General features: G+C 60.2%; 26 protein-coding genes. 8 read left to right on the top strand and 18 right to left on the bottom strand.

Annotated features, from left to right (window positions below; genetic code table 11):
- Positions 1 to 41 precede the first annotated feature (41 nt).
- From ACR0K4_RS05835 to ACR0K4_RS05820, 4 genes are all read left to right on the top strand, one after another.
- A complete protein-coding gene (locus ACR0K4_RS05835) occupies positions 42 to 1,031 on the top strand; it encodes an ABC transporter substrate-binding protein (RefSeq protein WP_480516287.1) in 990 nt (329 codons plus the stop codon).
- Between the two features lie 151 nt (positions 1,032 to 1,182).
- Positions 1,183 to 1,896, top strand: coding sequence for an ABC transporter permease (locus ACR0K4_RS05830; RefSeq protein WP_480516289.1), 714 nt, complete (start codon positions 1,183 to 1,185; stop codon positions 1,894 to 1,896).
- Entirely contained in the window at positions 1,889 to 2,623 is a 735-nt protein-coding gene (locus ACR0K4_RS05825) for an ATP-binding cassette domain-containing protein (protein ID WP_480853210.1), read from the top strand. Before ACR0K4_RS05830 ends, ACR0K4_RS05825 begins: the two co-directional genes overlap by 8 nt.
- Before the next feature lie 20 nt (positions 2,624 to 2,643).
- Positions 2,644 to 3,459 carry an ABC transporter substrate-binding protein gene (locus ACR0K4_RS05820; RefSeq protein ID WP_480853209.1) on the top strand — a complete coding sequence of 272 codons (816 nt, stop codon included), beginning with the start codon at positions 2,644 to 2,646 and terminating at the stop codon, positions 3,457 to 3,459.
- A 65-nt stretch (positions 3,460 to 3,524) separates the two neighbouring features.
- Here ACR0K4_RS05820 and ACR0K4_RS05815 read toward each other — a convergent pair whose 3' ends face one another.
- From ACR0K4_RS05815 to ACR0K4_RS05765, 11 genes are all read right to left on the bottom strand, one after another.
- On the bottom strand, positions 3,525 to 4,397 hold the full coding sequence (locus tag ACR0K4_RS05815; RefSeq protein WP_480853208.1) for a substrate-binding domain-containing protein: 873 nt from the start codon (positions 4,395 to 4,397) through the stop codon (positions 3,525 to 3,527).
- Positions 4,398 to 4,523, bottom strand: a complete 126-nt coding sequence (locus ACR0K4_RS05810; RefSeq protein ID WP_480853207.1) for a hypothetical protein — start codon at positions 4,521 to 4,523, stop codon at positions 4,398 to 4,400.
- A gap of 13 nt (positions 4,524 to 4,536) precedes the next feature.
- Positions 4,537 to 5,796 (bottom strand): c-type cytochrome, encoded by a 1,260-nt coding sequence (locus tag ACR0K4_RS05805; protein ID WP_480853206.1) that lies wholly within the window; start codon positions 5,794 to 5,796, stop codon positions 4,537 to 4,539.
- On the bottom strand, positions 5,797 to 6,993 hold the full coding sequence (locus ACR0K4_RS05800) for a formate dehydrogenase subunit gamma (protein WP_480853205.1): 1,197 nt from the start codon (positions 6,991 to 6,993) through the stop codon (positions 5,797 to 5,799).
- A 26-nt stretch (positions 6,994 to 7,019) separates the two neighbouring features.
- The gene (locus ACR0K4_RS05795) at positions 7,020 to 7,370 is read right to left on the bottom strand and encodes a putative quinol monooxygenase (protein WP_480516303.1); all 351 of its coding nucleotides are present in this window, start codon (positions 7,368 to 7,370) and stop codon (positions 7,020 to 7,022) included.
- 105 nt (positions 7,371 to 7,475) lie between these two features.
- The gene (gene fdh3B / locus ACR0K4_RS05790) at positions 7,476 to 8,069 is read right to left on the bottom strand and encodes a formate dehydrogenase FDH3 subunit beta (RefSeq protein WP_037307340.1); all 594 of its coding nucleotides are present in this window, start codon (positions 8,067 to 8,069) and stop codon (positions 7,476 to 7,478) included.
- Positions 8,070 to 8,081: 12 nt separating this feature from the next.
- The gene (locus ACR0K4_RS05785; RefSeq protein ID WP_480853204.1) at positions 8,082 to 10,976 is read right to left on the bottom strand and encodes a formate dehydrogenase subunit alpha; all 2,895 of its coding nucleotides are present in this window, start codon (positions 10,974 to 10,976) and stop codon (positions 8,082 to 8,084) included.
- 106 nt (positions 10,977 to 11,082) lie between these two features.
- Positions 11,083 to 11,271: a twin-arginine translocation signal domain-containing protein gene (locus tag ACR0K4_RS05780; RefSeq protein ID WP_480516307.1), complete on the bottom strand. Its 189-nt coding sequence runs from the start codon at positions 11,269 to 11,271 to the stop codon at positions 11,083 to 11,085.
- A 63-nt stretch (positions 11,272 to 11,334) separates the two neighbouring features.
- Entirely contained in the window at positions 11,335 to 11,946 is a 612-nt protein-coding gene (locus ACR0K4_RS05775; protein ID WP_480516309.1) for a TorD/DmsD family molecular chaperone, read from the bottom strand.
- Positions 11,947 to 11,950: 4 nt separating this feature from the next.
- Complete coding sequence (locus ACR0K4_RS05770) at positions 11,951 to 12,541, bottom strand: DUF3306 domain-containing protein (RefSeq protein ID WP_480516311.1); 591 nt, start codon at positions 12,539 to 12,541, stop codon at positions 11,951 to 11,953.
- Positions 12,538 to 13,092, bottom strand: a complete 555-nt coding sequence (locus ACR0K4_RS05765; protein ID WP_480853203.1) for a DUF3305 domain-containing protein — start codon at positions 13,090 to 13,092, stop codon at positions 12,538 to 12,540. The genes ACR0K4_RS05770 and ACR0K4_RS05765 overlap by 4 nt, the downstream gene beginning before the upstream one ends.
- Before the next feature lie 262 nt (positions 13,093 to 13,354).
- Here ACR0K4_RS05765 and ACR0K4_RS05760 point away from each other — a divergent pair, with 262 nt between their 5' ends.
- Positions 13,355 to 15,307: a 4Fe-4S binding protein gene (locus tag ACR0K4_RS05760; RefSeq protein ID WP_480853202.1), complete on the top strand. Its 1,953-nt coding sequence runs from the start codon at positions 13,355 to 13,357 to the stop codon at positions 15,305 to 15,307.
- Here the strand turns inward: ACR0K4_RS05760 and ACR0K4_RS05755 are convergent.
- Entirely contained in the window at positions 15,301 to 16,029 is a 729-nt protein-coding gene (locus ACR0K4_RS05755) for a c-type cytochrome (protein ID WP_480853201.1), read from the bottom strand. The genes ACR0K4_RS05760 and ACR0K4_RS05755 overlap by 7 nt on opposite strands.
- 109 nt (positions 16,030 to 16,138) lie before the next feature.
- On the opposite strand from ACR0K4_RS05755, the gene ACR0K4_RS05750 reads away from it, so the two are divergent.
- From ACR0K4_RS05750 to ACR0K4_RS05740, 3 genes are read left to right on the top strand one after another with little or no spacing between them, the layout of a single operon-like run.
- Complete coding sequence (locus ACR0K4_RS05750; protein WP_480516319.1) at positions 16,139 to 17,200, top strand: Mrp/NBP35 family ATP-binding protein; 1,062 nt, start codon at positions 16,139 to 16,141, stop codon at positions 17,198 to 17,200.
- On the top strand, positions 17,197 to 17,895 hold the full coding sequence (locus ACR0K4_RS05745; RefSeq protein ID WP_480516321.1) for a biotin/lipoate--protein ligase family protein: 699 nt from the start codon (positions 17,197 to 17,199) through the stop codon (positions 17,893 to 17,895). The genes ACR0K4_RS05750 and ACR0K4_RS05745 overlap by 4 nt, the downstream gene beginning before the upstream one ends.
- On the top strand, positions 17,892 to 18,371 hold the full coding sequence (locus tag ACR0K4_RS05740) for a DUF6505 family protein (protein ID WP_480516323.1): 480 nt from the start codon (positions 17,892 to 17,894) through the stop codon (positions 18,369 to 18,371). The genes ACR0K4_RS05745 and ACR0K4_RS05740 overlap by 4 nt, the downstream gene beginning before the upstream one ends.
- Here the strand turns inward: ACR0K4_RS05740 and ACR0K4_RS05735 are convergent, their stop codons facing one another.
- From ACR0K4_RS05735 to ACR0K4_RS05710, 6 genes are all read right to left on the bottom strand, one after another.
- On the bottom strand, positions 18,372 to 18,872 hold the full coding sequence (locus tag ACR0K4_RS05735) for a flavin reductase family protein (protein WP_480853200.1): 501 nt from the start codon (positions 18,870 to 18,872) through the stop codon (positions 18,372 to 18,374).
- Between the two features lie 87 nt (positions 18,873 to 18,959).
- The gene (locus tag ACR0K4_RS05730) at positions 18,960 to 20,372 is read right to left on the bottom strand and encodes a 3'-5' exonuclease (RefSeq protein ID WP_480853199.1); all 1,413 of its coding nucleotides are present in this window, start codon (positions 20,370 to 20,372) and stop codon (positions 18,960 to 18,962) included.
- A gap of 2 nt (positions 20,373 to 20,374) precedes the next feature.
- Positions 20,375 to 20,893 carry a hypothetical protein gene (locus ACR0K4_RS05725; protein ID WP_480853198.1) on the bottom strand — a complete coding sequence of 173 codons (519 nt, stop codon included), beginning with the start codon at positions 20,891 to 20,893 and terminating at the stop codon, positions 20,375 to 20,377.
- Between the two features lie 84 nt (positions 20,894 to 20,977).
- Complete coding sequence (locus ACR0K4_RS05720; protein ID WP_480853197.1) at positions 20,978 to 22,801, bottom strand: putative nucleotidyltransferase substrate binding domain-containing protein; 1,824 nt, start codon at positions 22,799 to 22,801, stop codon at positions 20,978 to 20,980.
- A 108-nt stretch (positions 22,802 to 22,909) separates the two neighbouring features.
- Positions 22,910 to 24,694, bottom strand: coding sequence for a sodium:solute symporter family protein (locus tag ACR0K4_RS05715; RefSeq protein WP_480853196.1), 1,785 nt, complete (start codon positions 24,692 to 24,694; stop codon positions 22,910 to 22,912).
- Between the two features lie 4 nt (positions 24,695 to 24,698).
- Positions 24,699 to 24,983 (bottom strand): DUF4212 domain-containing protein, encoded by a 285-nt coding sequence (locus ACR0K4_RS05710; RefSeq protein ID WP_480516335.1) that lies wholly within the window; start codon positions 24,981 to 24,983, stop codon positions 24,699 to 24,701.
- Between the last annotated feature and the right edge of the window lie 85 nt (positions 24,984 to 25,068).

The raw sequence follows: 25,068 nt of genomic DNA, 5'->3' as shown, positions 1-25,068 counted from the left end.
GACCCCGAAAAAGGGGCAACAACAACTAGGAGAAGATGAAGATGAATAAGCTACTCAGCGGGGCGGTTGCCGCCTTGGGCCTGACAGCCACGGCGGCCTGGTCGGCGGATGAAGTAACATTGCAGTTGAAATGGGTAACGCAGGCACAGTTCGCTGGCTACTATGTGGCCGCCGACAAAGGGTTCTACGAAGAAGAAGGGCTGGATGTCACCATTTTGCCTGGCGGGCCGGATATTGCACCGACACAGGTCATTGCGGGCGGCGGGGCGGATGTCACCGTCGAATGGATGCCTGCCGCGTTGGCCGCTCGTGAAAAAGGTTTGCCTTTGGTGAATATCGCGCAGCCATTCAAAAGCTCGGGCATGATGTTGACCTGTTGGAAAGACGCAGGGATTGCCTCGCCCGACGACCTCAAGAACCGCACGCTGGGGGTCTGGTTTTTTGGCAATGAATTCCCGTTCATGAGCTGGATGAGCCAGTTGGGGATCAGCACCGACGGCAAAAGTGAAAGCGGTGTCGAGGTGTTGAAGCAGGGCTTTAACGTTGATCCACTGTTGCAGCGGCAGGCCGATTGTATCAGCACCATGACCTACAATGAATATTGGCAGGTCATTGACGCGGGCGTGAACCCGGACGAGCTGGTGACCTTCAAATACGAAGATCAAGGCGTTGCCACGCTGGAAGACGGTCTGTACGTGCTGGAAGAAAACCTGAACGACGCGGCTTTTGTCGACAAGATGGAACGTTTTGTCCGCGCCTCGATGAAGGGTTGGAAATACGCCGAAGAAAATCCGGATGAAGCGGCTGATATCGTGCTGGAAAACGACGCAACGGGCGCCCAGACCGAAGAGCATCAACAGCGCATGATGGGGGAAATTGCCAAGCTCACCGCAGGGTCGAACGGCTCGCTTGACCCCGCAGACTTTGACCGTACCGTCAGCACGCTGCTGGCTGGCGGGTCTGACCCGGTCATCACCAAAACGCCCGAGGGTGCTTGGACACACAAGATTACCGATGCGGCCTTGAACTGATCCAGACTTCAACGCTTCGGAACGCGGTCCCAGTGGGGCCGCGTTTCTTGTTCGGGGTGTCGGAATTGTGTCTGTACTTGCGGCTCAAATGGCTTAGTATTCTCTTGTAAATACATGCAATTTGTACGAACTTGCAAAAACACGGAAGAAAATGCAGGGTTTTGCATCAGAATTCAGTTCGGCCCTGGCTCTGATCCTTGACGGGGATGCAGAGCTTTGGGCGATTGTGTTTCTGTCCCTGAAAGTTTCTGTTTTTGCGGTGATGATTTCGGCGCTGATCGGAATGCCTGTAGGGGCAGCGCTCGCCGTGGCCCGGTTCCCGGGACGGCGGATGCTGATCATCCTGATGAACGCGCTGATGGGCTTTCCTCCGGTCGTGGTCGGTTTGCTTGTGTATCTGATGCTGTCGCGGTCTGGTCCTCTGGGTGTGTTGGAATTGCTTTACACGCCGACGGCGATGATCATCGCTCAGGTGGTGCTGGTCACGCCCATCGTCGCGGCGTTGACCCGACAGGTGATCGAGATGCTGGCCGAGGAATATTCCGAGCAGCTGCGGTCGCTGGGGGTGTCCCGTCTGGCCTCGGTGCCGGTTTTGTTGTGGGACGCCCGATTGGCGTTGGTTACGGCTTTGCTGGCCGGGTTCGGTCGCGCCATTGCCGAGGTCGGGGCAGTGATTATCGTCGGTGGCAACATCAATCATGTGACCCGGGTTATGACGACGACGATCGCGCTGGAAACCTCGAAGGGCAATTTGGCGCTGGCTCTGGCGCTAGGAGCGATCCTCATCGGAATCGCCGTGGCCGTGAACGCCATGGTCAGTGCTGTCAGCCTGCGGGCCGAACAAGAGGGGTTGCGCCATGCGTGATCTGGTTTGTGACATGGCCGGGTGTCTGAGGGTGAAAGGCCTGCACATCTCGCGCAAGGGCAAGGCCCTGCTGAATGTGCCGCACCTGGAGTTGGATGGCCCGGGGCCGACCTTGATCCTTGGGCCCAATGGTGCGGGCAAAAGTCTGCTGTTGCGGTGTTTGCACGGGTTGATTGCGCCCGATCATGGAAGCATCGAGCAGGATGGACAAGCCCTGAACGAAAAGCGCAAGGCCCGGCAAGCGATGGTGTTTCAGCAACCCGTGCTGCTGCGTCGGTCGGTTTCGGCCAATCTGGACTTTGTCCTTAAACGTCAGCACCTGACGCGGGCTGCCAGACGAACCCGTATTGACGCATTGCTGGCCGAGGGCGGACTTGAGGGCAAAGCACGGCAGTCCGCGCGCTCGCTATCAGGAGGGGAAGCGCAGCGTCTGGCCATATTGCGTGCTTTGGCTTTGGACCCCGAGACCTTGTTTCTGGACGAGCCAACCAGCGCGCTGGACCCCAGCGCCACGCAGATGATCGAGCGGATGATCCTGAGAGCCTCGAACCGGGGCGTGCGTATCGTGATGGTCACCCATGACATCGGGCAGGCGCGGCGGTTGGCTGCGGACATCATCATGATGCAGGGTGGCCATGTGGTCGAACATGGAGCCGCCAAACAGGTGCTGGATGCGCCTGAAAGTGATGCCTCGCGCCGCTATCTTGCTGGCGGGCTGGTGACCTAACCATAACGACGGAGAATGGAATGATCCGGAACCTTGTTCGGGCGGCCTTGATAAGCTTGGGCTTTTCCGCAACGGCGTTACAGGCCGAAGCCCCTTTCATCATTGTGCAGTCCACGACCTCGACACAGAATTCAGGTTTGCTGGACTATATTTTGCCGGGCTTTGAAGCAGAAACCGGGATTGATGTCCGGGTTGTGGCTGTTGGCACTGGTCAGGCCATTCGCAACGCCACCAACGGGGACGGGGATGTCCTGTTGGTGCACGCCAAACCCGCTGAAGAGAAATTCGTTGCCGAGGGATGGGGCGTCGAGCGGCTCGACGTGATGTATAACGATTTTGTTCTGGTGGGACCGAAGTCCGACCCCGCCGGAGTGAAGGGTGGCACGGATATCGTGGCGGCGCTCAGCGCCGTTTCTGCGGTCGAAGCGCCATTTGCATCTCGTGGCGATGACAGCGGTACGCACAAAGCCGAGATGGGGCATTGGGCCGCTGCCGACCTTGATCCGACCGGTGCGTCGGGCGGATGGTACCGCGAGACCGGCTCGGGGATGGGTGCGACGCTGAACGTGGCCAGTGGCATGAATGCCTATGTGCTGACCGATCGCGCAACCTGGCAATCCTTTGGCAACAGAGGAGATCTGGAGGTGATGGTTGAAGGGGATCCACGCCTGTTCAACCAGTATGGGGTCATTTTGGTGAACCCGGAGAAACACCCTGCGGTGCGGGCCGCTGCGGGGCAGAGGTTCATAGACTGGCTGGTGGGGCCGGATGGGCAGGCGGCGATTGCGTCTTTCGCTCTGGACGGGCAGCAGGTGTTCTTTCCCAACGCGCGCTGAATTGGCCTGCGGCCAATGCCTCCGGCGAGAGTATTTTGGAAAAGATGAAGGGGCAGGACCGCGGGTCAGCCGCTGGCCCCGTTTCGATGGATTGTTCCCAGTCCCGACAATTCATATCCACCCAATTCCTGTGCGCGGGTGGCGAAGCGCGGGGACTGGAGGAATGTGAGTAGTTTTTGCAGCGGTGAATCGAAATAGGCGCGTCGCCAGATGGCGAGGTCGAGCCGTTCGGTATGGGTTGGTGTGAACCCAAGGTCGTAAAGGTTGGCCAGTGCGCCCAGACCGAAGCCTACTTCAGCCTTGCGATCATGCAACGCGATCGCCAATTCTTCTTCGGTTCGGGCGCAGGTGGGCAGTGTGGTCAGATCGTCTCGCGACAGACCATGGGACCGGAGCTGGGCATCAAACAACCGCTGACTGGCGGCGTTGTCCTGACGCAGGGCAACGCGGCGACCTTTGAGATCGGCAAAGGAGGTCAAAAGTTCGACGCCGGGCGCATGCAGCAGGCCGCGTTGGCGCTGCGCGATTTCCACCAGGACGACCGGCGCTTCGCCCAAGGTGCTTTGCAAGGTTTCCGTATTGAACCCGCCATCTTCGTGGATGTGCAACGCGGCGGCTTGGGCGGTGCGTTGGCTTAACCGGGTCAACCCGTCAAAGGAGCCATCGTAGTAAGTTGCCAGTTCCGAGCCGCTTTCACGTAGCGCCCAGTCGAGCAGCGGGTCATGGGATCCGGCGACAATCGGGGGCAGGGGGGGCTGGGCAACCTGGGGACCGGATCGTGATGCGTTGAGCCAGGCGATGATCTCGGTTCGGGGAAACAGCAGTTTGCCCATGGCCCGGACGCAGGGTATTTCACCGGATGAGGCCAGATCATAGGCTTTGCGCTCGCCGATACGTAAGAGATCGGCAAGCTCTCTGGTGGTCAGGTATTCTGGCATTCAGTCGAGGCGCACAGCTGCGCCGGACCCGGTATCGGCCGTGCTGAATCCGATCTGGTCCAGAACATTCGGCGCGGCCACGGTGATTACGACCATGACGACAACGGCGGCGGCAAAGGCTTTCATAGGGTCCTCCAGCTCAGTTTTCCGGTGCCGTGGCGCGGCGCAGAAAGGCGATCAGGTCGTCTCGGTCGTTGGCCTGCGTGATCCGTTGCATGGGCATCTTTGATCCCGGAATGTAGTGGTCGGGCCCTTCGTCGAAAAGGGCATTTATCGTTTCGTCATTCCAAATGATATCAGAGTCTTGCAAGGTTTCCGAGTAGAAATATCCCGGCAGTGTTCCGGCTTTGCGTCCGAAGACACCGTGCAACGTCGGTCCGGCGCGGCGTTGGTTATCCGGTGTCAGGCTGTGGCAGATGGAGCATTTGCGGGCGAACTGGCGTTCTCCGTTGGTCATCTGATCGGGATTTTTCAGAAAGCTTGGTTCGGATGCGGCCATCCGTTCCTGTTCGCGCAGGTTGGCAATGGGCCAGCTATACATCGCCTCGTCAATCCCGCCCGCATGAATGTTTTCACCGTCAGAGGAAAAGGCCAGTGCCCAAACCGGACCGCGCAGGGTGGCGCGGAAATCCTGGGCGATGCGCCAGTCTGTGGTGTCGATGACCATGATATAGCCCTCGCCATCACCGACGGCCAACAGACGGCGGTCGGGGCTGAGGGCCAGGGCCAGTATGGGGCGGCGGTCGAGGGTGAAATCACGTTCTTCCCCGGTGTTCAGATCGCGAATCCGGGTGACGCCGTCTACGGCGCCATAGGCGAGCCAGTTGTCTTGCGCGTTAAGGACCAGTTCATTGATGCCGAACCCATGTTCGACCAACCGCTGGGTTTCCTGCCCGGTGGTCACATCCCATCGTCGGAGGGCCCCGTCCACCCCGGCCGAATAGAGCTGTGACCCATCGGGTGAGAACACAACCGTGTTCACACCGCTGCCTGTACTCAACATCTGAGGTTGCGAGCCGTCCACAGGCCACAAGCCAATTGTGCCGTCCCAGCTGGCAGTGGCAACATGCGTTTTTGAAGCCGCGATACCAACGATCTTGCCTTTGTGCTGACCCACAACCTCGCCGCCTGGCCAGCGGCGCAGGGTGAAATCGTCGCCTGCGGAATAGATTTCCGTGCCGCTGAAGGCGACTGCGTTTACAGCAGCCTCGTGACCCTCCAGCCATTCGGGCATTTGATCCGACCAGATCCCGACCGAGTTGTCGAAGCTTGCCGTGGCAATCCTCCCGTCGGGGGCCGTGGCGATCCCCATGATCGGGCCGCCATGACCTTTGAGCGTATAGAACTCAGCGAACGCGGGCAGCGGCACCAACGCCAGCGCCAGAACCAACCTGCGCATCTATTCAGCGGGCGAGGCCGCCGCCTTGCCGGCCTCTTTTTCCTGGACCTCCTTCAGCCACAGCGAGTGGTGTTCGCGCGCCCATTGCTCTTCCACCTCGCCGGTGCCCATGGCGTCAAACGCGCCCTCCATCCCGACCGAGCCGAGGTAAATATGAGCGATGATGATGGCAATGAAGACATAGGCAATCATCACGTGCCAAACCTGCGCGTATTGCATCTCTTCCTGCGGTGACATCTGTACCGGCAGGGTCAAACCCATCATCTGAGGCAGCCCAGTTGAATTGGCGATCTGGAAGCTTTTGGCAAATAGCGGCATCTCGAACGGGAACAGAAGCGACAGGCCCGACAGGCTGATCGACACGCCCAGAACGATGCAGGCCCAGAAGATCACCTTTTGACCGGCGTTGAACTTTTTGGCGGGCGGATGGCTGTTCTTGGTGAACAGGCCGCCACCTGCAGCCAGCCATTTCAGGTCGGTCCGGTTGGGAATGTTATGGGCAATCCAGTTCACCGTCACGATGATCAGGCCCAGCATAAAGGCCCAGGCCAAATTGTTGTGCAGCCATTTGCAACCTTGTGCAATGGCGGCAAACCCTTCTTTTCCGAAGACCGGGATCAGGAAATCGCGACCATAGAGGGTCAGCAGGCCCGTCAGGCCAAGAACCAGAAACGACCCGGCGAAAAGCCAGTGACCGAAGCGTTCGAAGCTGTTGAAGCGGGTGACAGTGCGGCCTGTTTTATCTCCGTCGATGCGGATTTTTCCACGGATCAGAAAGAACAGCAGGATCACGGCGGCCATGCCTGCAATGATATAGGTGCCGTATTCGCGCAACGGTCCGGTGCGGAAGGCCCACCACCACATGCCGCCATCCTGGATCAGTACACTGGCTGCGGGACCCTGAGACGACACGGTGACATCCGCTGACCCATAGCGCAGCGCGCGGTAGACATCACTGTCTGACGCGATGCCATTTGTCCCGAACTGTCCCAGCAACCCTTCGACATTACCTTGGCCCGTATTTTCCGAGCGATAGGCATTGTCCACCTTCTCGCCGCGTTGCCGGGCCAGGATATCTTCAAGCGTCGTGGCCCCGCCCGTTGCCGAGCGATCCGGCGCAGGCTGTTCCGAGGCGTCCTGCGCCCATGCAGCTCCGGTCAGGAAAAGTGAGACGAGCAGAAAATGGATCAGGCGCATGGATTCTTTTCCTATTCTTGGTCGTGTCAGCGATCAAAGCCGCCGATCTGCGTGTGAAAGACAGCACCGACGGGGGACAGTGCCGCCCTAAGGTCGTCTTTCGCGGGGCCGTAGACATCAAGCTGAACCGGCGTAAGCAAAGACATAAACCGATCTGCAAAATTTGCCCCGAAATTTTGCATATGAATCATCGCATCGTCAGAACTGGCATAGCGTTCGTAGATGTGAATGGCGTTTTCGCTTTGGTGCCATTCATAGCTTTTGGCACCGGTTTCCTGCAATGTGGCCGCAACCATTTCAGCCATCAGGGCCTCGAATTCAGACTGCTTTTCGGGGTTCAAATCCAGCTTCAACAGCCAGTAGATATCGTCGGTCATAGGCGCTCCACCACGGTCAGGAATTGCGGCGGCCGACACGCGGCCACCGGCAAGAGTAAAACAGCCCCCGGCACAGGGCGGGGGCTGTCAAGCTTCGGTCAGACCTTAGCCGTCTTTCTGGTCGTAGGCGGTGCCCCAACCCCAGGCGCCCGAGCCAAACCCGCGCGCCACAACGCGTTCGCGGTAGATGGCCGAGACCACGTCGCCGTCACCGGCAAGCAGGGCTTTGGTGGAACACATCTCGGCGCAGATGGGCAGTTTGCCCTCGGCAATCCGGTTGCGACCATATTTGGCGAACTCTGCGGTCGAGTGCGTTTCTTCGGGGCCGCCAGCGCAGAAGGTACATTTATCCATCTTGCCGCGCGATCCGAAATTGCCCGCCTGCGGGTATTGCGGCGCACCGAAGGGGCACGCGTAAAAGCAATAGCCACAGCCAATGCACAGGTCCTTGGAGTGCAGGACGACCCCTTCTTCGTTCTGATAGAAGCAGTCGACCGGGCACACCGCCATGCAAGGCGCATCCGAACAATGCATACAGGCCACCGAGATCGAGCGTTCGCCCGGGTTGCCGTCATTGATCGTCACCACCCTGCGGCGGTTGATGCCCCATGGTACCTCGTGTTCGTTCTTGCACGCGGTGACACAGGCGTTGCACTCGATGCATCGTTCAGCGTCGCAGAGAAACTTTGCTCTAGCCATTATCGTCCTCCTTTACGCTGCCGAGATCTTGCAGAGAGTACACTTGCTCTCCTGCATCTGGGTCACTGAATCGTAGCCATAGGTTTGGGCGGTGTTGGAACTTTCGCCCAAGACATAGGGGTCTGCACCGGCGGGGTATTTCGACCGCAGATCGTCGCCCTGGAAATGGCCGCCAAAGTGGAATGGCATGAAGGCCACACCGGCACCGACCCTGTTGGTCAGCATCGCCATCACCTTGACCTTTCCGCCTTCGGGACCTTCGACCCAGACCTGTTGCCCGTCACGGATACCAAGGTTGTTGGCATCGCGCGGGTTGATCTCGACGAACATGTCCTGCTGAAGCTCGGCCAACCACGGGTTCGACCGGCTTTCTTCACCGCCGCCTTCATATTCGACCAGACGACCTGACGTGAGGATTATCGGATAATCCTTTGAAAAGTCGTTCTTCTGGATCGAAGCATAAAGGGTAGGCAGGCGATAGGCATGCCGGTCCTCGTAGGTCGGATAGTCCTCGACCAGATCGCGCCGGTTGGTATAAAGCGGCTCGCGATGCAGCGGGATCGGATCCGGGAAGGTCCAGACGACCGCGCGGGCCTTTGCGTTCCCGAAGGGCGCACAGCCATGCTTGATCGCAACCCGCTGGATACCGCCCGAAAGGTCGGTCTTCCAGTTGGTTTCAGGACCCGCAACGGCGTCGATCGCCGCGCGTTCCTCAGCCGTCAGGTCACCGTCCCAGCCAAGGTCCATCAGCATCTGCATCGTGAATTCCGGATAACCATCCTGAATTTCCGATCCGACGCTATAGACCCCTTCGGCCAGCAGGTTGTCGCCGTCGCGTTCCACGCCAAAACGGGCGCGGAAGGTCAGGCCGCCTTCGGCCACCGGCTTGGACATATCATACAGGTTCGGTGTCCCCGTATGACCCATCTCGGCCGTGCCCCAGCAGGGCCAGGGCAGACCGTAATACTCGCCGTCGTTGGGTCCACCGATGGCTTGCAGCGTTGTTCTGTCGAACGTGTGCTGGTTTGCCATATGGCTTTTCAGACGTTCCGGCGACTGACCGGTATAGCCGATGGTCCAGAGGCCCGAGTTGAATTCACGCGTGATGCTTTCAACATTCGGGGTTTCCGGGTCGTCCATCTCGATATTGCGGAAGAACCGATCTGCCCAGCCAAACTTGTTAGCGAACTTGGCCATGATGACCTCGTCCGGCAGGCTTTCGAACAGCGGATCAACCACCTTGTCGCGCCACTGAAGCGACCGGTTCGAGGCCGTGACCGAGCCACGGGTTTCGAACTGCGTACAGGCGGGCAGCAGGTAGACACCATCGGTGCGGTCATGCAGAACGGCGGAAACGGTGGGATACGGGTCGATCACGACCAGCATGTCCAGCTTTTCCATCGCCGTCTTCATTTCCGTCATCCGGGTCTGCGAGTTGGGCGCGTGGCCCCACAGAACCATGGCACGGACATTGTTGTCCTGATCCATGTTGGCCGGGTCTTCCAGAACACCGTCGATCCAGCGGGAGACCGGGATGCCGCGTTCGTTCTGAAGCGGTTTGTCCTTGCCTTCCTTGTCCTTGATCGTGGCGAACTGACCTGCCAACCATTCGGGCTCTTCACCCCAGACACGGGCCCAGTGACCCCATGCACCTTTCGACAGGCCATAGTAGCCGGGCAGGGTGTGGGACAGCACACCAAGGTCCGTCGCGCCCTGCACGTTGTCATGGCCGCGGAAGATGTTGGTGCCGCCACCCGATGTGCCCATGTTGCCCAGCGCAAGCTGAAGCACGCAGTAGGCGCGGGTGTTGTTGTTGCCGTTGGTGTGTTGCGTCCCACCCATGCACCACACAACGGTTCCGGGGCGGTTGTTCACCATGGTCCGGGCGACGCGGCGCAGCTGCGAGCCGGGCGTGCCGGTGACGCGCTCAACCTCTTCGGGGTTCCACTTGCGCACTTCTTCCTGAATCTGGTCCATACCCCAGACACGGGTGCGGATGAACTCTTTGTCTTCCCAGCCGTTGTCGAAGATGTGCCACAGGATACCCCAGATCAGCGCGACGTCGGTGCCGGGGCGGAAGCGGACATATTCATCCGCATGGGCCGCGGTGCGCGTAAAGCGCGGGTCGCAGACGATCAGAGGGGCGTTGTTCTGCTCTTTCGCGCGCAGGATATGCAGCAGCGAGACGGGGTGCGCCTCGGCCGGGTTACCACCGATGATAAAGATGGCCCGGCTGTTGTGCATGTCGTTGTACGAGTTGGTCATGGCGCCGTAGCCCCATGTGTTCGCAACGCCCGCAACAGTGGTCGAGTGGCAGATACGGGCCTGATGGTCCACGTTGTTCGTGCCCCAGTAGGCGGCGAACTTGCGGAACAGATAGGCCTGTTCGTTATTGTGTTTCGCGGACCCCAGCCAGTACACGCTGTCCGGTCCGGATTCCTCGCGGATGTTCATCATGCCGTCGCCGATCTCGTCGATCGCCTGTTCCCAGCTGATGCGCTTCCACTCTCCGCCTTCCTTTTTCATCGGGTATTTCAGGCGGCGTTCGCCATGGGCGTGCTCGCGAACCGAGGCCCCCTTGGCGCAGTGCGCACCCAGATTGAACGGGCTGTCCCAGCCGGGTTCCTGCCCGACCCAGACGCCGTTCTGCACTTCGGCAACGACGGTACAGCCGACCGAGCAGTGGGTGCATACGGATTTGATATTTTCGACGGCCTGATTGGCCGCTGTCTGGGCGCTGGCTGGCGTCACGGTTCCACCCGTGGCGCTGATCGCGGCAAGGCCGCCGATCGTCAGGCCCGAGCCACGCAGGAATGCGCGGCGATCGACGGTTTTCTCGCCGACCTGGGACAGGATACTTGTCCGCTGGGGGCGTCTCGCAACCCCGTTGGTCTTTTTCCTAAGCATTACTTTCCTCCCTTGCGCGCCGTGTCAGCCACGGCTGGCTTGGTACTTCACGAAACCGACGTCAGGGCCAATCGCAACCGTCTGTCGGGTGTGACCTCGTCCGGTATCAGAACCGGGCGCTGTCCAGATATGCGCGCGTGTGCGCGGTGTCCTGCATCCGGGTTTCGTCCGTGGGCAACTCGGCTGCTTCGGCCTGTCCGGTCAGGGTGGCGGCGGCAACGGCAGCGGGCGCTGCGGTTCCGGCCAGTTTGAGGAAGTCGCGGCGGCTTGCGCCTTCTTCCTTGGTCTTGCTCATGGGGGTCTCCTTTCCCATTTGCAGTTTAGCGCCCGGATCCGGGCGCTGGCGAATGACAGCCTGTCACGCTGTCGTCATCCGGAAGGCCTCGCGCTCGATCTCCATGAATACCCGACCGGCCGTGCCGACCGAGGCATAAAGAACCGAGTTCTCGGCTGCTTCCAAATCCGAATAGAAATGCGTGGCCCACGGGCCGACATGCTTGCTCCAGAACGCTTTCTGGTCGTCCAGCGAGGCCGCAGAGCCAAATCGGCCAACGATCATGCCCGCCATCATCTCCATCAACGAGGCGATATTGTCTTCGGGCTCGAATACATTCTGCGCGCGGGTGATCCCGCGTGACGCCATGTCATTGCGCAACTGGGCCAAAGGTTTTTCGTTCAGGAACCCGGTCAGGTAGAAACTGGCATAGGGCAGCAACTCGCCCCGGCCCAAGCCGATGAACAGCGCATTGAACTCGCGCTCGGCAGCGGCGGGCTTGGTGACCTTGGCCACCCGCGCCATGGCCTGAATGGCCTGACCCAGATCGGTCTCATCACCGCCAAGACCCGCGACCTGATCCAGCAACAGCTGATCGGGTGGGGCTGCCAGCAGAAGCCCGAGAAAGTTGTAGAAATCCGCGCGCAGGCGATCCTCGGCCGAGACATCAATCTGTTGCGCTTCGCTTGCGGTCATCAGGTTATCCTTCAAATTCAAATTTCATGCGGCGTGGGGCAGGGGCGAGCTCTGCATGCTCTTCCGCCTCGTCGATTTCGGGCGTCGACACAGGTTCTGCAGCCAATTGTTCAACATGTTCGGCTGTATCCGGCTGAGCCTCGGGCTCGTCTTCGGTTTCCTGAGGTTCCGTTTCAACCTCGTCTTGCTCGGCTTCTGCCGCCAAGGCTTCGACATGGGCCAGCATGCCTTTACCAACCTGATAGGCGGTCTGGAGGTTTTCGATCACACAGGCGGCGTCGGTGTAGTCCTCGCCATAGTCGACCAACCCGTCAACATTCGCGAGAACCGGGTTCAATCGCCACAACCTGCGCAGCGCACGGCGACGCAACCGGTCAGGCACGGCCTTGGCCATAAAGCCCGAGACGTCATCTCCGGCCTGCAATGTATCTGGGTCCGGCAGATTGAACTCGGCCAATATCTCGGCGTCGGTCTTTTCGTCCAGTTCGGCCTGCTGAGCCGCGATAATCTGTTCCTCGGCGGCCAGAGCTTCGGCCTCAGCTTCGGCCTGAACAGCGGCCTTGCGGCGTGACCAGAAATCGCGGGTCTGGGTCATTGGATGATCCTGCGCGGTGCGCGGTAGACGTCCGAGGCCTGTCGGATGCGTGCATCGCCCTTGCCATCTTCGACCAGATCGGTGCGTTTCTTGTCGCGCTTTCGTTTGACGAAGATCTCATCGCGGTGATGCTCCAGCGCGAAATCCCGCACCCAGGCAATCAGCCCGTCGGTCATCGGAATTTTCTCGACAATCTCTTCACCGGTATCTGCGTAATCCTGACCTTCATAGGGGGACGCCGTTACCAGCACTGCATCCATCGGACGCTGCCCGTCCAAAGCGTCACGCAGGACAAGATAGATCGAGGGTTGCCCATCCGACAGATTGACCATGTACGCTTCGGTTTCGTCCGCCCACAGGGTCAGGGGCAGGGTCGCGGCATGGTACTCAACCGCCTCACCTTCGCGGCGCATCTCATGCCAGTCCGCCGGGCCCGCACCGGGCAGGACGGCGACGGCACGCCAATTCCATTTCGCCCAGCGGGTCACACCGGGTGTTTTGCGCACGACGACGCCGATTGGCATTTCAATCTGGTTTGCGGCCTTCGCCACGCAGTCCTCCCCGGAAGGCTCTCCCCTGCCTTCCCCACGTCCACTATGGTACACAATTTGATCTTCTGCCAAGCCCCGGCATTACGACCTTAGTCGTAGATGGTCGTAGGGTAACCCTGAGCGGTGATGCGGATTGCTGCGAATACAGGGCTTTGGGGTGCCTCAGACCACGGAATTTTAGCGAAAACCGCGGTCTTTACATTGTCACTTCGGGGCGACAGCCTACTGTGCTGTGGGATGGAGCGGCGACCTGGGAGGGGATATGAGCACCAAAATACTATTATGTGACTGCGCAGGGACCCAGTCTGTGGATGCCGAATTGATTGCATCGACCTGTGATGTTGCATGTTCGAGGGTGCACACCGCCCTGTGTACGCGCGAGTTAGAGCTTGCCGCAGGGCTGCTGCAAGAAGGTGATACTGTTATTGCCTGCGGGCAGGAACAGGACGTGTTTCGGACGCTTGCCGAAGAATTGCAGATTGACGCCCCGGGGTTCGTGGACCTTCGCGATCGCGCGGGTTGGTCGGACGAGGGCGGTGAGGCGGCCGCCAAGATGGCGGCGCTTGCAGCCGAGGCACTGGTGCCGCAACCGATTACGCCCAGCGTGGATGTAATCAGTGAAGGCACCTGTTTCATCATTGGCCCGGGCGCGGTCACGTTTGATCTGGCCGAGCGGCTGTCGGCCACGCTGGCCGTAACTGTTCTTTGCACTGACGACACCGAGCCGATGTCGCGTGCTTATGATGTGGTACGCGGAAGGGTCCGTGAGCTTAACGGGGCGTTGGGCGGGTTCACGATGCGCCTGGACGGGCTGCAACAGCTTGAGCCCGGCGGGCGTGGAACGTTCGTGTGGTCTGCGCCGCGCGACGGTGGGCACTCCGCCTGCGATATCGTGCTGGATCTGACGGGTGATACACCTCTGGTGCAAGCTCCGGCCAAGCGCGAAGGGTACCTGCGCGCCGACCCCAAGGATACGGTGGCCGTCGAACGTCTGGCCTTTGAGGCTGCGCAATTGGTCGGAACCTTTGAAAAGCCGCTTTATGTGCGGCTGGAGGAAACGCTTTGTGCCCATTCCCGCGCCGAACAGGTCGGGTGTACGAACTGCCTTGATATCTGCCCGACCGGCGCCATCACCCCGGCGGGTGAACATGTCGCGATTGATCCCATGATTTGTGCGGGATGCGGGGAATGCGCGGCGGTCTGTCCCTCGACAGCGATCATGTATGAAGACCCGCCCGTCTCCGCGCTATTGTCCCGGATGCATATTCTGGCCCGCACCTATCGGCGGGCCGGGGGTGAAAGCCCCCGGTTGCTAGTGCACACCGCTCATGGGGCCGAAATGATCCGACTTTCGGCACGGTTCGGGCGTGGCTTGCCCGCGGATGTCATTTCGCTGGAGCTCGACGTGATTTCGGGCTTTGGCCATGCCGAGATGCTGGCGGCACTGGCGCATGGCTTCGCACGCGTCGATATCCTGCTGTCCCCGACGACCGAGCGCGACGCGCTGGACATGGAACTGGAACTGGCGGCAGCCATCGCGGGGTCCGGAAAACTGGGTCTGATTGACGAGGCTGACCCGGACGCGATGTCGGACCTGCTGTATGCGCAGGATGTACCGAAACCTCTGACCGAGCCAGTGCTGCCTTTGGGGAACCGCCGACAAATTGCCCGGCTGGCGGCGCAGGCGCTGAACCCGCAGGCCGAGGTGCCTTTGCCATTGCCCGAGAACGCGCCCTATGGGGCCGTTGCGGTGAATACCGACAGCTGTACGCTGTGCCTCAGCTGCGTATCGCTGTGCCCGTCCGGCGCATTGATCGACAACCCGGACAAGCCGCAGCTGAATTTTCAGCAGGATGCGTGCCTGCAATGCGGCATGTGCAGGACCATCTGCCCCGAGGATGCGATCACTCTGATCCCGCAACTGGACCTGAGCGACGCGGCCCTGTCACAGCAGGTGTTGAACGAGGAAGAACCTTTTGCCTGTGTAGAATGCGGTGCGCTGTTTGGCGTGAAGTCCACGGTGGAACGCATCATGGAGAAGCTGTCGGGCACGCACCCTATGTTTGCCACCTCGGACAAGGCGCGGATGATCCAGATGTGCGACAATTGCCGGGTAAATGCGCAATTCCAGCAGCAGGACAATCCGTTCCAATCCGCACCTCGTCCCAAAGTGGTCACGACCGAGGACTACTTCTCGAAACGGAAGGATCACTGAAGTTGCAGTGGCGCGCCCAGATCGGCGGCCCGGATCACCGAGACGAAGGCCAGAATCGCCTCAAGCTCGTCCAGCGTCATCTCGACCGGATGGATGGGCGAGGGGCGCGTGGGATCAAAAGGCGGCGTCAGCCCGTCGATCTGCGTGAAGGCCGGATGCGGGTTGAGGGCAAAGAAAGCCTCGAACCGTTCCGACCAGTCCGGCATGGCGCGCAAGACGGCAAAAGAAGGCGTCGAACCCAGACCGTTCATCCGGTTCTGCGGGCCGATCACGTGACATCGCCCGCAATGGGTCATCGACAACTCCTCGCCCCACACAGCGTCGCCATCAACCACGATCTCGTCCTGCACGGCCGCGACCTCGAATTCCGCCGAAAAAGGCGCGCCGTTTTCAGGGGCGAACCCTTCCACCGTGCGCTTGCCGATATCGGACAGCAGCCAGTCGCGGAACCGTTCGTGTTTGGCATCTTCACCAATCCGCAAGTGATATATCACACCATCACGGGCAAAAACCGGATCGCCGGGCGGAGAAGGTTCCAGAGTCAAAACGCCCGTATCATCGGCAATAACCCGTATCCCGGTCTTGAGAGAGAAGCGCGGAAGGATATGTTGCAACAGACCAGAGGCTGCTACCTCGGGCGGGGCTGCCAGTCCCAAAGCCTCTTGCGACCAAGAGGGGGTGGCGGCGAGCGTCAGGCTCAGGCACAAAAGGACAACGCGCATGGGTGCAGCCTAGCGGCAGGACATCAAATGCGTCAAATAAACTGAAAGAGACGGAGACACATGCAATGAACAGCAACCACATGGTTGGGAAAATCAAAGGGTTACAGGCATGAGTGTTCGTGACGCGGTTCTTGCGAACCTCAAAAAGATCACTGATCCGGTCTCGGGACAGGACATTGTCAGCGCTGGTGTGGTGCGTGCGCTGAATGTCGAGGGCGACACCGTGCGGTTCGTTCTGGAGATCGATCCCAAACACGCCGAACAGATGGAGCCGGTGCGCGCGACCGCCGAAAAAGCTGCGCAGATGGTTGACGGCGTGGCGAAGGTTTCGGCCATGTTGACGGCGCATTCCGACAAGGCGCCGCCGGACCTGAAACCCAAACCCAAGCCGTCACAGACCGGACCGCAAGCGGTGCCGGGTGTGGATCGGATCATCGCCGTGGCTTCGGGCAAGGGGGGCGTGGGCAAGTCGACCGTTTCAGCCAACCTCGCCTGCGCGCTGGCGGCTGAGGGGCGTCGCGTCGGCCTGCTGGATGCGGATGTCTATGGCCCGTCGCAGCCTCGGATGCTGGGTGTCTCAGGTCGTCCGGCCAGCCCGGATGGCAAGACGATCCTGCCGCTGCGCAATCACGGCGTGACCATGATGTCCATGGGTCTGATGACCAATGAAGGCCAGGCGGTTGTCTGGCGTGGTCCGATGCTGATGGGCGCGTTGCAGCAGATGATGAATCAGGTGCAATGGGGCGCACTGGATGTGCTGATCGTCGACCTGCCGCCCGGCACGGGCGATGTGCAACTGACGCTGAGCCAGAAGTTCCAGGTGGACGGCGCGATAGTTGTCTCGACCCCGCAGGACGTGGCGCTGATTGATGCCCGCAAGGGGATCGACATGTTCAACCAGCTCAAGACACCGATTGTGGGCATGATTGAAAACATGTCGACCCACATCTGCTCGAACTGCGGACATGAAGAGCATGTGTTCGGCCATGGCGGTGTGGCCTCCGAGGCCGAGGCGCTGGGTGTGCCTCTGCTGGGGGAAATCCCGCTGCATCTGGATATCCGCGTCGCAGCAGATGGAGGCGCGCCCATTGTGGTCAGCAAGCCCGACAGCGCTCAGGCCGACGCGTTCCGCAAGATCGCGCGTGATTTGATCGCCAAGGGGAACGCATGACCGAGCCGGTCTTTCCCCCCTTGCTGGTCGGCCATCCTGTTCTGGGCGGAGAGGATCCGTTTGAAAGGGCGCAAGCCATGGCGGCGCTGGGATGCGATGCGGGGACGGTGGTCTACAACATTCAGGCCGACCGCCTGCGGGTCGCCATCGTTTTCGCGCCCGAGGTCCCCTTGCAGGACGCGATCGCGATGCTGCCGCTCTGTGCCGTGGGGTTCCAGAACGCACTGGGCGCGCTGGCCCCGCCCGAAGTGGCCGTTCACCTGGACTGGGATGGTCCGATCTGCGTGAACGGTGCGAAATGCGGCATGTTTCGGGTCGCTGCGTCTGGTGCCAGTCCGGACGCCGAACCCGATTGGCTGATCGTCGGCTGGGAACTGGCCCTGATGCAAACCAGCGATGCGCCGGGCGAAAACCCGGATATCACCGCGCTTTATGACGAAGGCTGCGCCGAGGTTTCGCCCACACAACTGGTCGAAAGCTGGTCGCGGCACATGTTGACCTGGCTCAATCGCTGGCAGGAAGACGGCAATGCGCCGCTGCACGCCGAGTGGATGGGCCTGTTACGTGGTGTGGGCGAACCTTTTGACGAGACCGGCGTGTTTCTGGGCACGGATGAGCGGTTCGGCATGTTGATCCGCGACGGAGCGGACACGCGGCTGAGCCCGCTCACAGATCTATTGGAGAACCGAACATGAAACTGGCCCGAGCGATCCATTTCGACGAAAGCGACATGAACGTATTTCACTCTCCGGCCCGCACCGGCGAGTGGTGCATCTCGGGTGGATTCGAGTTTTCGAACTGGGGCGAGGGCGATCTGTCGGGCAAACCCCGGCAGGCGTTTGCCAATGGATGGCTTGGGCTTGAGACCTTTGGCCGGGTAACATTCGTTGCTGTGACACAGGTGGAACCCGCTGAAATTGAACAGATAACCGAAAGTCTGGCCCAGCATTTCGTGCAGTTCTACGGAGCCCCTTCGATCGAGGCGGCCAAGGGCGTGGCGCAAGCTGAAATCGCACATATGTCTGAGTTGTGTGACGAACATGGGCCAAACACGCTGCTGACCGTCGCGCGTGAGTTGACAGGGGCAGGGGTGCACGAAGCGTTTCGCGTGATAACACCGCAGGACGCCGAGTTGGAGGCGCTGGCTGTACACGGTTCACTGGACGAGTGATCAGATCAGATCGGCAAAGCCGCCGAACTGCCCGCGTTTGAAGATCAGGCCCTGACCGGGGCGATGCATGACCTGTTCTACATGTCCGACCAGGATGAGGTGGTCGCCAGCCTCGTGGCAGTCAAACAGGCGGCAGTCAAATCGCGCCAGACATCCCGTAAGCTGCGGTCGCCCCGCCGGATCGCTCTGCCAATCGGCGTGAGAGAAGTCCAGACCGTTGCGGGCAAAACGCAGCGCCTGATCATGCTGGTCCTGCGCCATGACGTGGATCGAGTATGTCTGACAGGTGCTGAACGCATCGAACCGGTTCGACTCTTTGCCCAGACACCAAAGTACCAGCGGCGGGTCCAGCGATACCGAGGCGAAGGAGTTGACAGTGATCGCCACCGGCCCGGTGTCGGTCTGCGTCGTGATCACGGTGACGCCGGTGCCAAAGCACCCCAAGGCCTCGCGAAAGGCAGGACCTTGGTCCGGGCCGGGGGTGAATGTTCTTTCGGTCATCGCGCGCTCGTGTCCTGGGCAGATGTCAGGTGCCACGGGCGGTCCGGTTTGTCCATGGAAAGCTTGCGGCACATCCGCGATTTATGATCAGTTCAGATCTTCCAGCAGGCGTCCATGTTTCCGCGTTTCCGCGATGACATCACCAAAGGTCACCATGCCGCGCGCCGATAGCATCGGCAGCATCTTGACCAGCGCTTCGGCCGTAGCGACGGCATCGCCCAGTGCGGTGTGCCGCAATTGGGCGGGGATGGTGATGCTGAGCCGTTCACACACAGCGTCCAGAGTGTGGGTCTCGCTGGCCCCGAACAGGACGGCGGATAACAGGACGGTGTCCAGAATGGGGTGGTCCCATTCAACATCCATCCGTTTCGCGTGCCGACGCAGAAACGCCATATCAAATGGTGCGTTGTGGGCCACGATGACTGCATCGCGGGCAAACTGATGAAAGCTGCGTCCGGCTTCGACAATATCAGGTGCCCCACGAACCATAGTGTCGCTGATCTTGTGAACCTTGGTCGAAGCCGGCGGAATGGGCATGCCGGGATCAACCAGCACATCCACACGCTCGCCCTCCACGATGCGTCCGTTCACGACCCGCACTGCACCGATCTGCACGATCTCGTCCTTATGCGGCAAGAGCCCGGTCGTTTCCGTGTCGAAGACAACAAAGCAAAGGTCCGAGAGCTGCCGGTTCTCAAAAGCATCATCGCCGGGGGTGTCCAGCAGATCAAAATCATAGACCAACGGGCGTGCCTCTTCGGGCTGTATCCGGGCGACGCTGTCCTCGAACACAAGCATGTAACCTGGCGCGTCACCTAGCGGTTTCATCCGAGCCGAATAGGATTGCTTCCCATCCGCGCTGTTGAGCGTGCAGGTCACGTCCAATCCGGTTTTGGACAATTGTGTATAAGCATCCTGTAGTCCCTTCCGCTCCAGATAATCAAAGAGTGAGGCATTCAGACGGGGATGTGCGATCTGGGCCAGCACTTCGGCCGCCTGCGCGTCATAAAGCACGATCTGGTGGGTGGGACCGGCCAATAGAATCGCAACCGGAATCTCGGTCAGCAGGGCGGTCAGGCGTTGTTTCTCTGTGGCCAGATGCGCGGTTTCGGCGGCGACGGCTTCGGCAGTGGACAGGGTGCTGACCGACAATTGCTCGGCCAGACCGGCAGCAGCAGGGGCCAGATCGCCCAAATACCGCGCCGCCTGCACGTCCAGATCGGCGCTGACACCCGCATGGGCCCGCGCGCGCAACTGCGCCGAGAGCCTTTCGATGGGTTTGGCCACGTTGTCGTCGAACAACAGCCAGACCCCGGCGATCAGGGCCAGCAACCCGAACGAGGTCAACAAGCCGCTGAACACAAAGGCGCTTGCGGCATTTTGTGGGTCAAGCCGCTGATACCCGACCCAAAGCGCGGCACAGCTGAGCGCGACACCGCCCAGAGCCAGCAGGCAGAAGAACAGAAAAATCCTCAGACGCAGACTCAGATGGTTCAGCATGATCAGACTCCGCAGGTTGCCTCGATGATCGGGTCGCCTGCGCCAGCGACGAACCAGTCCGCGTTCAACAGTCTTCCGTCATCGGCAAACTCGGCCCCGTCCGCCAGATTGGCGCGGCTGTTGTCAGCGCAGTTCACCGCCACAGGGACCATCGATCTGGGGGCCCAGCGGCCAAAGAAATACAAATCCACCAGGCGCTGTTCGGGCAGGTTTTCATTGGTACGAACTGAGACGGTATCGATTGCTGCAAAGCGGTCCACAAACGGGATCGCATAGGTCCAGGGGCGATAAAAGGCGCGGCTTTCGACCTCCTGCACGATGGTCAGTTCTTGGGGCAGGGTTTCCCTTGTCCGGTCGTACCATGAATACTCGCTGACAATTGTCATGATGATCATCCCCAGGCCCGCTGCGACCGGCATGGCCCAGCGGGGCAAGCGGCCTCCGGTCAGCTTGTTCAGCACCAAAACAAGGCCCGCAAAAGCGACCCCCGCAAAAATCGTGCCGATCAGTTCCAGAAACATCTGTATCCTCCACCCTTCAGGCGCCTACCGCCCCTTCTTATTGTTCCAAATACGGTCGCCGAAGGCGATCCTGTGCGGGTGACGCTAGCCCAGCATTCCCTTGCCGTGACCCACCGCCGATTGCATCGTCTTTACCACGACAAAGGCGTCGCGCAGATGACTTCGCTCAAAGTCGGACAAATCTGAGGGCGGCAGGTAGTTATCCGGTGCGCTGCCCGATTTTATCAGATGAACCTGATGTTCCAGCCGGGTTTCCGCGATCAGATCATAGGCGTCCAGCAAATCCCGCGCGCCCGAGGGGCTAAGCACACCGGCAAGCTCAGCCGCTTTCAGACGCGCGCGCGTGTTGGCTTCGGGCAGCTTGCCTTGCAGGCTGTAAATACGGGCAAGGTCCACCACCGGAACAACGCCGTTGTGTTTGAGATCCAACGTATTGCGGTGCTCGCCCGACCGGATCGTGGCGAAGCCCCGCAACAGACCCAAAGGCGGCGTGTGTTTTAGCGAGTTCGAAATCATATGCGCTACGAATATCGAATTGCCTTGCGCGGCGTTCAGTGTCTCGGCCTGAAGGTTTGAAAACAACTCGGTCGTGCCACCGATCGGACGCAGGTCAAACATCACCGAGGCCAGCATCTGTGCCTCGGGGTTGGGTTTGGCGATCCAACCCTTGAAGTAATCGCGCCAGACGCGCACCGGCTGACACCAGCGCGGATTGGTCGCCATCATGTCGCCGGGGCAATAGAAATAACCACAGACATCCAGACCGTCCGACACGAATTTGGCCAGCGCGTGAAAATAGGGCATGTCGTCATCGGTGACACTGTCATCCAGCATCAGGCAATTGTCCTGATCGGATACTCCGGTTTGTTCCTGCCGACCTTGCGAGCCGCAGGCCAGCCACAGATATGGCACGGGCGGGGGGCCAAACTTTTCTTCACCCAGCGCCAGAAGACGTCGGGTCACTGTATCGGCGATGTCGGTGATCAGACGGGTGGTGATCTCATGCCGATTTCCGGCAGCCACCAGTTGCACCAGCAATTGCGGAATTTCCGCTGTCACGCCGGCCATCTGTTTCGCCGTTGTTGCACCGGCGATGCGGCGCACCAGTTCGGCCGAGTTCACGGCCTGATAATGGGTCAGATCAGTCTGCGTGACGATCCCCACAAGGCGTCCGGCCTCGGACACCGGAATGTGGCCGATCCCGCGTTCCATCATCACGTGGAGAACATCCGATCCGACGTCGCTTGGGGCCAGTGTGATCGGGTCGGCCGTCATGATGGCCGAGATTGGCGTGTCCTGGGGCATTCCTCCGGCAACGAATTTGCCCGAGATATCCCGAAGGGTGACAATCCCTTTGAGTGCATCTTCTTCCGTGACGCAGAGCGAGGATATGTGTTTGTCGCGCATGATCTGCGCGGCTTTCTGAACCGGGGTTTTGGGCAGGCAGGTGGCCGGATCGCGCGCCATCAGCACGTCGATGGTGCTGGTCGCGAGGCTTTGCGGTCCCGCTTTGGACTCGCGTGTGCGATTGAAGAATTTCGAGACGACATCATGTTTGTCGATCAGGTCCAGCACCAGTTTGGGCGGCAGAACGATCAGGATCGACGATGTATGGGCCCGTGCTCTGGTAGAGGCTTTGCCGTCCTTCAAGAGCCCGCGTTCGCCAAAAGAATTGCGCAGTCCCAGATGAGAGACGACCGAGCCGTTCTCATCCGTGATTTCAACCTGCCCCTCGTAGATGACAAAGACGCCGGGCAGGGGGTGACCCAACTCATAGACAGGGGCGTCCTCTTTGATTTCCCACACGTCGATCTGACGGATCAACTCGTCAAAAGCGTCATCCGGCAACGCGTCATATGGATGGACGGATTTCAGAAACCGGGTGATTTCGTCTTGGGACAGGGGCATCGTATGACTCGGGTGTACTTAGGAAAAATCCCGCCCGGTGGTGTGCCGGGCGGGAGCAGTCAGTCGAAAGACGCGGCCCTGTGAGCTTAGCCCAGGGCCGCATCAGGCTCAATGATCCTGAGCTACGCCCGCACCACGGGGAATGCGGATGCTTTCGACCATATCCTTGATCTCCTGCGGGGTCTCTTTGGTTGCGCCCGAAACGAAGTAGGCGACAGCAAAGTTGACCATTGCACCAATCGCGCCGAACGAGGTCGACTTGATCGGGCCCAGCAGCGGGTCAGCATCGGTGAACGAGTTGGTGCCCGGAATGAACAGCCAGCCCTTGTGCAGGAAGATGTAGACCAGTGTGACGACCAGACCAGCCAGCATACCTGCAACCGCGCCGGTGTTGTTGATGCGGGTCGAGAAGATCCCCATCATCAGCGCCGGGAAGATCGAGGCAGCCGCCAGACCAAAGGCCAAGGCCACTGTCTGCGCCGCGAAGCCCGGAGGATTCAGACCCAGATAGGTTGCCACAACAATGGCCACAGCCATTGCGATCCGTGCCGACAGAAGCTCGCCTTTTTCCGAGATCTGCGGGTTGATCGCGCCCTTGATCAGGTCGTGGGACACAGCTGACGAGATCGCCAGCAACAGGCCCGCAGCGGTCGACAGAGCAGCAGCCAGACCACCGGCAGCGACCAGACCGATCACCCAACCCGGCAGGTTGGCAATCTCGGGGTTGGCCAGAACCAGGATGTCACGGTTGAACTTGGTCAGTTCGTTGCCCGCCCAGCCTTTTTCCTCGGCAATCGCGTTCAGAGCGTCCGACTTGTCGTTGTAGTACTGGATTTTGCCGTCGCCGTTCTTGTCTTCCCAGTCCAGCAGACCGGTTTTCTGCCACGTGGCCATCCAGTCATAGCGCGGATCGGTGTCGATTTCCTCGACCGAGACAGCGCCACCTTCGATGCCACCATTGGGCCACATCATGTCACTGATGTTCAGACGGGCCATTGCGCCAACCGCAGGGGCGGTCAGGTACAGCAGCGCGATGAAAACCAGCGCCCAGCCAGCGGACCAACGTGCGTCAGACACTTTCGGCACGGTGAAGAAGCGCATGATCACGTGCGGCAGACCGGCGGTACCGATCATCAGCGACAGCGTGAACAGCACCATGTTCAGTGTGTTCGAATGGTGTGTCGTGTACTCGTTGAAGCCCAGCTCGGTCACGATGGCATCCAGCTTGGTCAGCAGGGGCTCACCGCTAGCGGTGTCACCGAACAGACCCAGTGCCGGAATAGGAGTACCGGTCAGCTGCAGCGAGATGAAGATCGCCGGGATGGTGTAGGCGGTGATCAGCACGCAGTACTGAGCGACCTGAGTGTAGGTCACGCCTTTCATCCCACCAAACACCGCGTAGGCGAACACAACGGCAGCACCGATCAGCAGGCCCGAGGTGTTGGACACTTCGAGGAAGCGGCCAAAGGCCACGCCAACGCCGGTCATCTGACCGATCACGTAGGTCACCGAAGCCACGATCAGGCAGATCACCGCAACGATCCGTGCGGTCTGGCTGTAGAAACGGTCGCCGATGAATTCCGAGACGGTGAATTTGCCGAACTTACGCAGGTAAGGCGCAAGCAACAGTGCCAGCAGCACATAGCCGCCGGTCCAACCCATCAGGAAGGTCGAGTTGTCATAGCCGGTAAAGGCAATCAGGCCCGCCATCGAGATGAACGAGGCCGCAGACATCCAGTCTGCCGCTGTCGCCATACCGTTGGTGACCGGGTGAACGCCGCGACCAGCGGCGTAGAATTCCGACGTGGATCCCGCACGGGCCCAGATCGCGATGCCGATATACAGCGCAAAGGATGCGCCGACAAACAGCAGGTTGATGGTAAACTGGTCCATGCTGTTACTCCTCGTCGACGCCGTATTCAGCGTCCAGCTTGTTCATGCGCCAGGCGTAGTTGAAGATCAGCACCAAAAAGACCAGGATCGATCCTTGCTGAGCGAACCAAAAGCCCAGATCTGTACCTCCGACGGAGATGCCCGACAGCAGCGGACGCAGCAGAATGCCGAATCCAAACGAGACCAGCGCCCAAATGATGAGGCTGATGTAGATGAGGCGCAGGTTGGCCTGCCAATAGCCCTTGTCGGACTCGGCAGCCTGCGCGGAGTTTGTAGATTGATCCGCCATGCGGTTCCTCCTTCGCTTTCTCGTTGGGCGGCCCGTTGCCCAACTCCTCCAGTGCGTTGGGCCGCTTCTCGATTGTGCCAGACGC

Source organism: Ruegeria sp. K11 (assembly GCF_056531905.1).
Note: the sequence above shows the minus strand (reverse complement) of the source record. Positions and strands in the feature narration are given on the sequence as shown.

Bases quoted from the DNA above. Each gene is read 5' to 3' on its own strand.
- ACR0K4_RS05750 (WP_480516319.1), top strand. From the start codon at position 16,139: ATGAGTGTTCGTGACGCGGTTCTTGCGAACCTCAAAAAGATCACTGAT.
- ACR0K4_RS05795 (WP_480516303.1), bottom strand. From the start codon at position 7,370: ATGACCGACGATATCTACTGGCTGTTGAAGCTGGATTTGAACCCCGAA.
- ACR0K4_RS05780 (WP_480516307.1), bottom strand. From the start codon at position 11,271: ATGAGCAAGACCAAGGAAGAAGGCGCAAGCCGCCGCGACTTCCTCAAA.
- ACR0K4_RS05830 (WP_480516289.1), top strand. From the start codon at position 1,183: ATGCAGGGTTTTGCATCAGAATTCAGTTCGGCCCTGGCTCTGATCCTT.
- ACR0K4_RS05785 (WP_480853204.1), bottom strand. From the start codon at position 10,976: ATGCTTAGGAAAAAGACCAACGGGGTTGCGAGACGCCCCCAGCGGACA.
- ACR0K4_RS05720 (WP_480853197.1), bottom strand. From the start codon at position 22,801: ATGCCCCTGTCCCAAGACGAAATCACCCGGTTTCTGAAATCCGTCCAT.
- ACR0K4_RS05710 (WP_480516335.1), bottom strand. From the start codon at position 24,983: ATGGCGGATCAATCTACAAACTCCGCGCAGGCTGCCGAGTCCGACAAG.
- ACR0K4_RS05740 (WP_480516323.1), top strand. From the start codon at position 17,892: ATGAAACTGGCCCGAGCGATCCATTTCGACGAAAGCGACATGAACGTA.
- ACR0K4_RS05810 (WP_480853207.1), bottom strand. From the start codon at position 4,523: ATGAAAGCCTTTGCCGCCGCCGTTGTCGTCATGGTCGTAATCACCGTG.
- ACR0K4_RS05730 (WP_480853199.1), bottom strand. From the start codon at position 20,372: ATGCTGAACCATCTGAGTCTGCGTCTGAGGATTTTTCTGTTCTTCTGC.
- ACR0K4_RS05775 (WP_480516309.1), bottom strand. From the start codon at position 11,946: ATGACCGCAAGCGAAGCGCAACAGATTGATGTCTCGGCCGAGGATCGC.
- ACR0K4_RS05755 (WP_480853201.1), bottom strand. From the start codon at position 16,029: ATGCGCGTTGTCCTTTTGTGCCTGAGCCTGACGCTCGCCGCCACCCCC.
- ACR0K4_RS05760 (WP_480853202.1), top strand. From the start codon at position 13,355: ATGAGCACCAAAATACTATTATGTGACTGCGCAGGGACCCAGTCTGTG.
- ACR0K4_RS05725 (WP_480853198.1), bottom strand. From the start codon at position 20,893: ATGTTTCTGGAACTGATCGGCACGATTTTTGCGGGGGTCGCTTTTGCG.
- ACR0K4_RS05800 (WP_480853205.1), bottom strand. From the start codon at position 6,993: ATGCGCCTGATCCATTTTCTGCTCGTCTCACTTTTCCTGACCGGAGCT.
- ACR0K4_RS05825 (WP_480853210.1), top strand. From the start codon at position 1,889: ATGCGTGATCTGGTTTGTGACATGGCCGGGTGTCTGAGGGTGAAAGGC.
- ACR0K4_RS05820 (WP_480853209.1), top strand. From the start codon at position 2,644: ATGATCCGGAACCTTGTTCGGGCGGCCTTGATAAGCTTGGGCTTTTCC.
- ACR0K4_RS05770 (WP_480516311.1), bottom strand. From the start codon at position 12,541: ATGACCCAGACCCGCGATTTCTGGTCACGCCGCAAGGCCGCTGTTCAG.
- ACR0K4_RS05715 (WP_480853196.1), bottom strand. From the start codon at position 24,694: ATGGACCAGTTTACCATCAACCTGCTGTTTGTCGGCGCATCCTTTGCG.
- fdh3B (WP_037307340.1), bottom strand. From the start codon at position 8,069: ATGGCTAGAGCAAAGTTTCTCTGCGACGCTGAACGATGCATCGAGTGC.
- ACR0K4_RS05745 (WP_480516321.1), top strand. From the start codon at position 17,197: ATGACCGAGCCGGTCTTTCCCCCCTTGCTGGTCGGCCATCCTGTTCTG.
- ACR0K4_RS05805 (WP_480853206.1), bottom strand. From the start codon at position 5,796: ATGCGCAGGTTGGTTCTGGCGCTGGCGTTGGTGCCGCTGCCCGCGTTC.
- ACR0K4_RS05835 (WP_480516287.1), top strand. From the start codon at position 42: ATGAATAAGCTACTCAGCGGGGCGGTTGCCGCCTTGGGCCTGACAGCC.
- ACR0K4_RS05735 (WP_480853200.1), bottom strand. From the start codon at position 18,872: ATGACCGAAAGAACATTCACCCCCGGCCCGGACCAAGGTCCTGCCTTT.
- ACR0K4_RS05815 (WP_480853208.1), bottom strand. From the start codon at position 4,397: ATGCCAGAATACCTGACCACCAGAGAGCTTGCCGATCTCTTACGTATC.